At 74.1% G+C, this 10,474-nt stretch carries 1 protein-coding gene and 1 pseudogene; both read left to right on the top strand.

The genetic code is table 11. The features are described from left to right. Positions 1-6,187: SDR family NAD(P)-dependent oxidoreductase (locus ACF089_RS35690; RefSeq protein ID WP_392036335.1), on the top strand; the 6,187-nt coding region annotated here is incomplete at its 5' end. A gap of 78 nt (positions 6,188-6,265) precedes the next feature. Beyond that, a pseudogene (locus tag ACF089_RS35685) lies at positions 6,266-10,474 on the top strand (type I polyketide synthase); the annotation flags it as partial.

Genomic DNA, 10,474 nt, shown 5'->3' with positions numbered 1-10,474 from the left:
CTCGTCGGCCGCCGGTGTGTTCGGCGGTGCGGGTCAGGCGAACTACGCGGCGGCGAACGTGTTCCTGGACGCCCTCGCGCAGCACCGCCGGGCCCAGGGGCTGGCGGCCACCTCGTTCGCCTGGGGCCTGTGGGCCGGTGCGGGCGGCATGGGCGGGGAACTGACCGAGGCGGACCGGGAGCGGATCAACCGGGGCGGCATCGCCGCACTCGAAACCGAGACCGGTCTCGCCCTCTTCGACGCGGCCCGGCGCGCGTCCGACGCGCTGCTCGTCCCCCTCCCGCTCGACCTGGCCGCCCTCCGGGCCCAGGCCCGCGCCGGAATGCTGCCGGATCTGCTGCGCGGTCTGGTCCGCGTACCGGTCCGCAGGTCCGCGGGGGCGGCCGGGACGGCCGGCGGCTCCGCACTGCGCGACCGGCTGGCCGCGCTGCCGCCCGCCGAACGCGAAGCGGCCCTGCTGGAGACCGTCCGCACCGAGGTGGCGGCGGTGCTCGGCCATCCGTCGACCGACGAGGTGCCCGCCGACCGGGCCTTCAAGGAGCTGGGCTTCGACTCGCTCACCTCCGTCGAGCTGCGCAACCGGCTGAGCGCCGCCACCGGCGAACGGCTGCCCGCCACCCTCGTCTTCGACTACCCCACCCCCCTCGCGCTCGCGGCCTTCCTCAGGACCGAGGTGCTGGGCGCGGACGAGCCCGCCGAGCCCGCCGCGACGGCGCCCGCCCGGACCGGGACGGCGTACGACGACGAGCCCATCGCGATCGTCGGCATGAGCTGCCGCTACCCGGGCGGGGTGGAGACCCCGGAGGATCTGTGGCGGCTGGTGCTGGGCGGCGGCGACGCCATCTCGGAGTTCCCGCGGGGCCGGGGCTGGGACCTGGAGTCGCTCTACGACCCCGACCCGGACGGCAAGGGCACCAGCTACACCCGCTCCGGCGGATTCCTGCACGACGCGGGCCGGTTCGACCCCGCGTTCTTCGGGATCTCGCCGCGCGAGGCCGTCGCCATGGATCCCCAGCAGCGGCTGCTCCTGGAGACCTCCTGGGAGGCGTTCGAGCGCGCCGGGATCGACCCGGCGACGATGCGCGGCAGCCGCACCGGTGTCTTCGCGGGCATCATGTACCACGACTACGCGACCCGGATCACGGCCGTCCCGGACGGCGTCGAGGGCTATCTCGGCACCGGCAACTCCGGCAGCATCGCCTCCGGCCGCGTCTCCTACGCCTTCGGCCTGGAGGGCCCGGCGGTCACCGTCGACACCGCCTGCTCGTCCTCCCTCGTCGCGCTGCACTGGGCGATCCAGGCCCTGCGCAACGGTGAGTGCACGATGGCGCTCGCCGGAGGCGTCACGGTCATGTCCACGCCCGGCACCTTCACCGAGTTCAGCCGGCAGCGGGGCCTCGCCGCCGACGGACGCATCAAGTCCTTCGCCGCCGCCGCCGACGGCACCAGCTGGGCCGAGGGCGCCGGCATGCTCCTCGTGGAGCGGCTCTCGGACGCCCGCGCCAAGGGCCACCCGGTCCTCGCGGTCGTCCGGGGCTCCGCGATCAACCAGGACGGCGCGAGCAACGGGCTCACCGCGCCCAACGGCCCGTCCCAGCAGCGGGTCATCCGCCAGGCGCTGGCCGGGGCCGGGCTGAGCAGCGACCAGATCGACGTGGTCGAGGCGCACGGCACCGGCACCACCCTCGGCGACCCGATCGAGGCACAGGCGCTGCTCGCCACCTACGGCCGGGAGCGCGCCGAGGACAGTCCGCTCTGGCTGGGCTCCATCAAGTCCAACATGGGCCACACCCAGGCCGCCGCCGGAGTCGCCGGCATCATCAAGATGATCATGGCGATCCGGCACGGGGTACTGCCCAAGACCCTGCACGTCGACGAGCCGACGCCGCATGTGGACTGGGCGGACGGCGCGGTCTCCCTCCTGACGGAGTCGATACCGTGGCCGGAGACGGGACGGCCGCGCCGCGCGGGCGTCTCCTCCTTCGGCATCAGCGGCACCAACGCCCACACCATCATCGAGCAGGCCCCGCCGACAGCAGGCGCGCGACCGGCCGAGACGGCCCCGGCCGTACTGCCGTACGCGCTCTCCGCGAAGACGCCGGAGGCGCTGCGCGGCCAGGCCGCCCGGCTGCGCTCCCATCTGGCGGACGCGCCCGAGGCGCGCGCCGACGATCTGGCCTACTCGCTGGCCACCCGGCGCGCCGCGTTCGACCACCGCGCGGTGGTCGTGGCGGGCGACCGCGACGAGCTGCTGCGCGGTCTGACCGCACTGGCCGAGGGCGACTCCCCGGCCGGTCTGCCCCGGAGCGGCGGGCGCGCCGGGAAGCTGGCGTTCCTGTTCACCGGGCAGGGGAGTCAGCGGCGGGGCATGGGCGCCGAGCTGTACGAGGCGTATCCGGTGTTCGCCGCCGCGCTGGACGAGGTGTGCGCCGGTTTCGAGCTGCCGTTGAAGGAAGCGCTGTTCTCTTCCGAGAGCGGTGCTCTCGACGAGACTGCCTACACCCAGCCGGCGCTGTTCGCGGTCGAGGTCGCCCTCTTCCGGCTGTTCGAAGCCTGGGGCGTACGACCGGACTACGTGTCCGGCCACTCGATCGGTGAGATCGCCGCCGCGCATGTCGCCGGGGTGCTTTCTCTCCAGGACGCCTGCACCCTGGTCGCCGCGCGCGGACGGCTCATGCAGGCCCTCCCGACCGGCGGGGTGATGATCGCCGTCCAGGCCGCCGAGGAGGAAGTCCTTCCGCTGCTCACCGACCGGGTGAGCATCGCCGCGATCAACGGCCCCCGGTCTGTGGTCATCGCGGGTGACGAGGACGCGGCCCTCGCGGTCGTCGCCCACTTCACCGACCGCAAGACCAAGCGACTGACCGTGAGCCACGCGTTCCACTCGCCGCACATGGACGGCATGCTCGCCGACTTCCGCAAGGTCGCCGAGGGACTCACGTACGCCGAGCCGGCCGTTCCCGTCGTCTCGAATCTGACCGGCGCGATCGTCACCGACGAGATGTCGTCCGCCGACTTCTGGGTCCGGCACGTCCGCGAGGGCGTCCGCTTCCTGGACGGCGTCCGCGCTCTCGAAGCCGCCGGGGTCACCTCGTACCTGGAACTCGGCCCGGACGGAATCCTCTCCGCCCTCGCCCAGGACTGCGTCACCGAGGCCGGAGGAGCCGTCTTCGCGACCGCCCTGCGCGCGGGGCGCGACGAGGTGCGGACCGTCACCACGGCGCTCGCCCACGCGCACGCCCACGGCGGACGGACCGACTGGGAGGCGTACTTCGCCGCGAGCGACGCCCATCAGGCCGAGCTGCCCACCTACGCCTTCCAGCGCGACTGGTACTGGCTCGAATCGGGAGCCGCCCCGGCCGGACCCGGCGACGCCACCGGATTCGGTCTCGGCGTGACCGACCATCCGCTGCTGGGCGCGGCCGTCGAGCTGCCCGACTCCGGCGGCTGCCTCCTCACCGGCCGGCTGTCGTCGGCCGATCAGCCCTGGCTCGCGGACCACGCCGTACTCGGCTCGGTCCTGCTCCCGGGCACGGCCTTCGTCGAACTCGCCCTCCGCGCGGGCGACCAGGTCGGCTGCGACGTCCTGGAGGAACTCACCCTGGAGGCCCCGCTGGTGCTGCCCGACCGGGGCGGCGTTCAGCTGAGGCTCTCGGTCACCGGCGCCGACGACTCCGGCCGCCGGAGCCTCGCGCTGCACTCCCGCGACGAGGACGCCCCGGCCGGCGAGCCGTGGACCCGCCACGCGAGCGGAGTGCTCGCCGCCCAGGCGCCGGCCCCCGGCTTCGACCTCGCCGTCTGGCCCCCCGCCGGAGCCGAACCGATCGACGTCGACGGGCTGTACGAAGGACTCGCCGAGGCCGGCTTCGACTACGGCCCGGCCTTCCAGGGCCTGCGCGCCGCCTGGCTGCGCGGCGACGAGGTGTACGCGGAGGTCCGCCTGGACGGGGAGACCGCGGAGGCGGCCGAGTGGTTCGGGCTGCACCCCGCGCTCCTGGACGCCGCCCTGCACGCGGCCGGCTTCGGCGACCTCGTCGAGAACACCGGGCGCGGCCGGCTGCCGTTCGCCTGGAGCGAGGTGGCCCTGCACGCCGCCGGCGCGAAGGAGGTACGGGTCCGGCTGGCCCCGGCCGGCCGTGACGCCGTCTCGCTGCTCCTCGCCGACACGGCGGGCGAGCCGGTCGCCTCCGTCGGATCGCTGGCGCTGCGCGCGGTGTCCCCCGAGCAGATCGGCGCGGCCCGCGCCGGCCGTCACGAGTCGCTGTTCCAGGTCGACTGGACCGCGCTGCCGCTCGCTCCCGTGTCCCCCGCCGAGCAGCGCCCGTGGGCCCTGCTGGCGGACGGCCACTCCGGGCTCGACGCCGTCGGCGTCCGGTACGAGGCCCATGCCTCCCTCGCGGCGCTCGCCGACGCGGTCACGGTCGTACCGGAGCTGGTCTGCGTCCCGCTGCCGCCGGAGCCGTCCGGGACCGGCCCCGGCGCCGACGCGCTGCCGGCGGCCGTGCACGCCGCTGCGGGCCGCGCGCTGACCCTCGTACGGGATTTCCTGGCTGACGAGCGGTTCGACGGCTCGCGCCTGGTGTTCCTGACCCGGGGCGCGGTGTCCGCCGTTCCTGGTGAGGGCGTGGCGGATCTGGTCCATGCCCCGGTGTGGGGTCTGGTGCGCTCCGCCCAGTCGGAGAACCCGGGCCGTTTCGCCCTGGTCGACACCGACGGCTCCGGCGCCTCCCACCGCGCGCTGCCCGCCGTGCTCGCCTCGGGCGAACCGGAGGCCGCGGTGCGCGCCGGAACGGCCCACACTCCCCGGCTGGCGCGTGCCTCGATCTCCGACACCGACACCGGCTTCGGTTTCGGCTCTGACGGTGTGGTGTTGGTGACGGGTGCGAGTGGGACCTTGGGCGGTCTGTTCGCCCGGCATCTGGTCGAAGAGCGGGGTGTTCGCCGTCTGCTGCTGGTGAGCCGTCGTGGTGACGCCGCCGAGGGGGCCGTCGAGCTGTCGGCGGAGCTGACCGCGCTGGGTGCGAGTGTGGAGTGGGCGGCGTGTGACGTCGCTGATCGTGCGGCGCTGGCCGGGGTGTTGGCGGGGCGTCGGATCGCGGCTGTGGTGCATGCGGCGGGTGTGCTGGACGACGGTGTGATCGGGTCGCTGACTGCGGAACGCCTGTCGGCGGTGCTGCGTCCGAAGGTGGACGCGGCGTGGAATCTGCATGAGCTGACGCGGGACATGGATCTGTCGGCGTTCGTGCTGTTCTCGTCGGCCGCCGGTGTGTTCGGCGGCGCGGGTCAGGCGAATTACGCGGCGGCGAATGTGTTCCTGGACGCTTTGGCGCAGCAGCGTCGGGCTCGGGGGCTGGCGGCGACGTCTTTGGCCTGGGGGTTGTGGGCGGAGTCGGGCGGTATGGCGGGTGAGCTGGACGCCGGGGATGTGTCGAGGCTGGGCCGGGGCGGGGTGTCGGCGCTGTCGTCCGGGGAGGGTGTGGCGCTGTTCGACGCCGCGTCGGCCTCGGAGCGGGCGCTGTTCGTGCCGGTGAAGCTGGACCTGGCGGGGCTGCGGGCCCAGGCGTCCGGCGGCGGGCTGATCCCGCCGCTGCTGCGCGGACTCGTCCGCACCCCCGCCCGCCGCAGCGCGGGGACGGCCGAGACCGCGGCCGAAGGCGGGACCGCGCTGCGCGAGCGGCTGGCCGGGCTGTCCCCGGCCGGCCGGGAGGAAGCGCTCCTGGAACTGGTCTGCGGCCATGTCGCGGGCGTCCTCGGCTTCGCCGGTCCGGAGGCGGTCGATCCGGCCCGTTCGTTCAGCGAGGTCGGCTTCGACTCGCTGACCGCCGTCGAACTGCGCAATCAGCTCGGCACGGCGACCGGCGTACGGCTGCCCGCGACCCTGGTCTTCGACTACCCCACTCCCACCGCCCTGGTCGACTTCCTGCGCGACGAGCTGTGGCAGAGCGGCGCGGCGGCGGTGCCGCCGCTCCTGGCCGAACTGGACCGGCTGGAGCAGACCCTGGTGGCGGCCGTCCCGGACGGCGACGGCCGGGACAGGATCACCGAGCGCCTCCAGGCGCTGCTGGCGGCCTGGGGCAAGGCCGGGGAGGAGCCGGCCCCCGAGGAGGCCGATGTGGCGGAGACGCTGGAGACCGCCACGGACGACGACCTCTTCGACTTCATCGGCAAGGAGTTCGGGATCTCCTGATGTGACCGCCCGGCTCCGCCGCGCCGACGGCTCTTCCAGTCCGGCTTCTGTTCTGGCTTCTGTACGAGGGATGCACGCATGAATGAGGAAAAACTCCGGTACTTCTTGAAGCGGGTGACGGCTGATCTCCACGAGACCCGCCGCCGTCTCCAGGAGGTGGAGTCGGAGGAGCAGGAGCCGATCGCGATCGTCGGAATGAGCTGCCGCTACCCGGGCGGGGTCGAGTCGCCCGAGGATCTGTGGCGGCTGGTGTCCGAGGGGACCGACGCCATCTCGCCCTTCCCCACCGACCGGGGCTGGGACACGGGCCGGCTCTTCGACGCCGACCCCGACGGCCGGGGTACGAGCTATGTGCGGGAAGGCGGCTTCCTGCACGACGCCAACCGGTTCGACCCGGCCTTCTTCGGCATCTCCCCGCGCGAGGCCACGGCGATGGACCCGCAGCAGCGGCTCCTCCTGGAGACCTCCTGGGAGGCGTTCGAGCGCGCCGGGATCGACCCGACCTCGGTACGCGGCAGCCGCACCGGAGTCTTCGCGGGCGTCATGTACCACGACTACGCGTCACGGCTGCGGGCCGTCCCCGAGGAGGTCGAGGGCTATCTCGGCACCGGCGGCTCCAGCAGCATCGCCTCCGGCCGGGTCTCGTACACCTTCGGCCTGGAGGGCCCGGCGCTCACCGTCGACACCGCCTGCTCGTCCTCCCTCGTGACCCTGCACCTCGCCATCCAGGCGCTCCGCGAGGGCGAGTGCTCCCTCGCCCTCGCGGGCGGCGTCACGGTCATGGCGACCCCGGGCACCTTCACCGAGTTCAGCCGTCAGCGCGGACTCTCCTTCGACGGCCGCTGCAAGTCCTTCGCGGACGCCGCCGACGGCACCGGCTGGGGCGAGGGCGCGGGCATGCTGCTCTTGGAGCGGCTCTCCGACGCCCGGAAGAACGGCCGTCGGATCCTCGCCGTCGTGCGCGGCTCCGCCGTCAACCAGGACGGCGCGAGCAACGGACTCACCGCCCCCAACGGTCCCTCCCAGCAGCGCGTGATCCGCCAGGCGCTGGCCGACGCCCGGCTGACGACGGCCGACGTCGACGTGGTCGAGGCGCACGGCACCGGCACGACGCTCGGCGACCCGATCGAGGCGCAGGCGCTCCTCGCCACCTACGGCCGGGACCGCGCCGAGGACGCCCCGCTCCGGCTGGGCTCCGTCAAGTCCAATCTGGGGCACACCCAGGCCGCCGCCGGAGTCGCGGGCATCATCAAGATGGTCATGGCCATCCGGCACGGGGTGCTGCCGAAGACCCTGCACGTCGACGAGCCGTCGACCAATGTCGACTGGTCCGCCGGCGCGGTCTCCCTGCTGACGGAGGCGGTGGAGTGGCCCGAGACCGGCCGTCCGCGCCGGGCCGCCGTCTCGTCCTTCGGCATCAGCGGCACCAACGCGCACACCATCGTCGAACAGGCCCCGCCGCCGGAGGCCGAGACCCCGCCCGCCGACGCGCAGGACCCCGACCGGGGTACGGAACCGGCCGCCGCGACGGACTCCGCCGCCGTCCCCGTACCCCCGGCGCTGCCCTGGCTGATCTCCGGCCGTACGGAAGAGGCCCTCCACGCCCAGGCCGAGCGGCTGCTCACCCGTCTCCGCGCCCACCCGGCGCCCGCCCCGGCGGACATCGGCCTCTCCCTGGCGACCACCCGCGCCGCCCTCGAACACCGCGCCGTCGTCGTCGCGGAGGACCCGGCGACCGCGCTCACCGACCTGGCCGCACTGGCGGCGGGACAGACGCCCGAGCGAGTCGTACGCGGCGAACCGGGCACGCGCGGGAAGCTGGCGTTCCTGTTCACGGGTCAGGGGAGTCAGCGGCCCGGGATGGGGGCTGAGCTGTATGAGGCGTATCCGGTGTTCGCGGCCGCGCTGGACGAGGTGTGTGCGGGCTTCGATCTGCCCGTGAAGGAAGCGCTGTTCTCGTCCGAGAGCGGTGCTCTCGATGAGACGTCGTATACGCAGCCGGCGCTGTTCGCGGTCGAGGTGGCGCTGTTCCGGTTGTTCGAGGCGTGGGGTGTGCGGCCGGACTTCGTGTCGGGTCATTCGATCGGTGAGATCGCGGCCGCGCATGTCGCAGGGGTGTTTTCTCTCCAGGACGCGTGCACGCTGGTGGCCGCTCGTGGCCGTCTGATGCAGGCGCTGCCGACCGGTGGCGTGATGATCGCGATTCAGGCGTCGGAGGGCGAGATCCTTCCGCTGCTCACCGACCGGGTGAGCATCGCGGCGATCAACGGCCCCCGGTCTGTGGTGATCGCCGGTGACGAGGACGCGGCCCTGGCGGTCGTCGCCCACTTCGCGGACCGTAAGACCAAGCGCCTGACCGTGAGCCACGCGTTCCACTCGCCCCACATGGACGGCATGCTGGAGGCGTTCCGCGAGGTCGCCGAGGGGCTGACGTATGCGAGCCCGGCCATCCCGGTGGTGTCGAATCTGACGGGTGCGCTGGTCTCGGACGAGATGTCGTCCGCCGACTTCTGGGTACGGCATGTCCGCGAGGCCGTCCGCTTCCTGGACGGCATGCGCGCCCTGGAGGCGGCCGGCGTCACCTCGTACGTCGAACTCGGCCCGGACGGGATCCTCTCCGCCCTCGCCCAGGAGTGCGTGGAGACCGGTGCCTTCATCCCCGTACTGCGCGCGGGCCGTCCCGAGGCCCGGACGCTGACCACGGCCCTCGCGCGGGCCCAGGTCCGCGGTGTGGCCGTGGACTGGGAGGCGTACTACGCCGGGACCGGCGCGCGGCGCGTCGAGCTGCCGACATACGCCTTCCAGCGCGAGCACTACTGGCTCGACGCGGGAACGCTCGGCGGGGACGTCGCCACCGCCGGTCTCCGCGCCGCCGACCATCCGCTGCTCGGCGCGTCCGTCGCCCTGGCGGACGCGGACGGTCTGCTGCTCACCGGCCGGCTCTCGCTCGACACCCACCCCTGGCTCGCCGACCACGCCGTCGCGGGCTCCGTACTGCTGCCCGGCACCGCCTTCGTCGAGCTGGCGCTGCGCGCCGGTGACCAGCTCGGCTGCGACCTGGTCGAGGAACTCACCCTCGCCGCGCCCCTCGTGCTCGCCGAGGACGCCGGGGCCGAGGTGCAGATCACCGTCGCCGCGCCCGACGACACGGGCCGCCGGTCCGTCGCCTTCCACTCCCGCGCCGACAGCGCCCCCGACGACGAGCCGTGGGTGCGGCACGCGACCGCCGTACTGGCGGAGGGGGCCGGGCCCGCCGCCTTCGACCTGACCGCCTGGCCGCCCGCCGGGGCCGAATCCGTACCGCTGGACGGGCTGTACGAGGGTCTCGCGGACTCGGGCTTCGGCTACGGCCCCGTCTTCCAGGGGCTGCGCGCCGTCTGGCGCCGGGGCGAGGACGTGTTCGCCGAGGTGAGCCTCGCGGACGGCACCGAGCCCGGAGCCGCGCACTTCACGCTCCACCCGGCGCTGCTCGACGCCGCCCTGCACGCCATCGGCCTCGGCTCGCTGCTCACCGACACCGGTCAGGGGCGGCTGCCGTTCGCCTGGAGCGGTGTCTCCGTCCACGCCGTCGGAGCCGACAGCCTGCGCGTGCGGCTCTCCCGAGCCGGGCAGGACACCGTGGCGCTGGAGATCGCCGACACCGACGGCGCTCCGGTCGCCACCGTACGCGGACTGGCTCTGCGCGCCTTCTCGCCCGAGCAGCTCGCCGGGCCGCGCGCCGGACACGGGGACGCGCTGTTCCAGGTCGACTGGTCGGCCCTGCCCCCGGGCGGCGCGACCGGTTCGGCCGACGACCTGGCGCTGCTGGGCGACGGCGCCCAGGCGTACGCCGATCTGGCGGCGCTGGGCGCGGCGGTCGCCGAGGGCGGCACCGTACCGGCGGCGCTCGTGGTGAGCTGTACCCCGGCCGACCCGGCGACGGACCCGCTGCCGGCCGCCGTGCATGAGGCCGCCGACCGTGCGCTGACCCTCGTACGGGAGTTCTTGGCGGACGAGCGTCTCGCCGAGTCGCGGTTGGTGTTCCTGACCCGGGGTGCGGTGTCCGCCGTGGCTGGTGAGGGCGTGGCGGATCTGGTGCATGCCCCGGTGTGGGGTCTGGTGCGCTCCGCCCAGTCGGAGCACCCGGGCCGCTTCGGCCTGGTGGATGTGGACGGCTCGGACGCCCTCGGTCTGTCGGAGCCGGTGGTGTCGGCGGTGCTCGGTTCGGGTGAGCCGGAGGTCGCGGTTCGGGCCGGGGCGCTGCTGGCTCCGAGGCTGGTGCGTGCGTCTGTCCCTGAGGCCGGTGGT

It is taken from the genome of Streptomyces sp. NPDC014894 (assembly GCF_043080985.1).
Lineage (GTDB): Bacteria > Actinomycetota > Actinomycetes > Streptomycetales > Streptomycetaceae > Streptomyces.
Note: the sequence above shows the minus strand (reverse complement) of the source record. Positions and strands in the feature narration are given on the sequence as shown.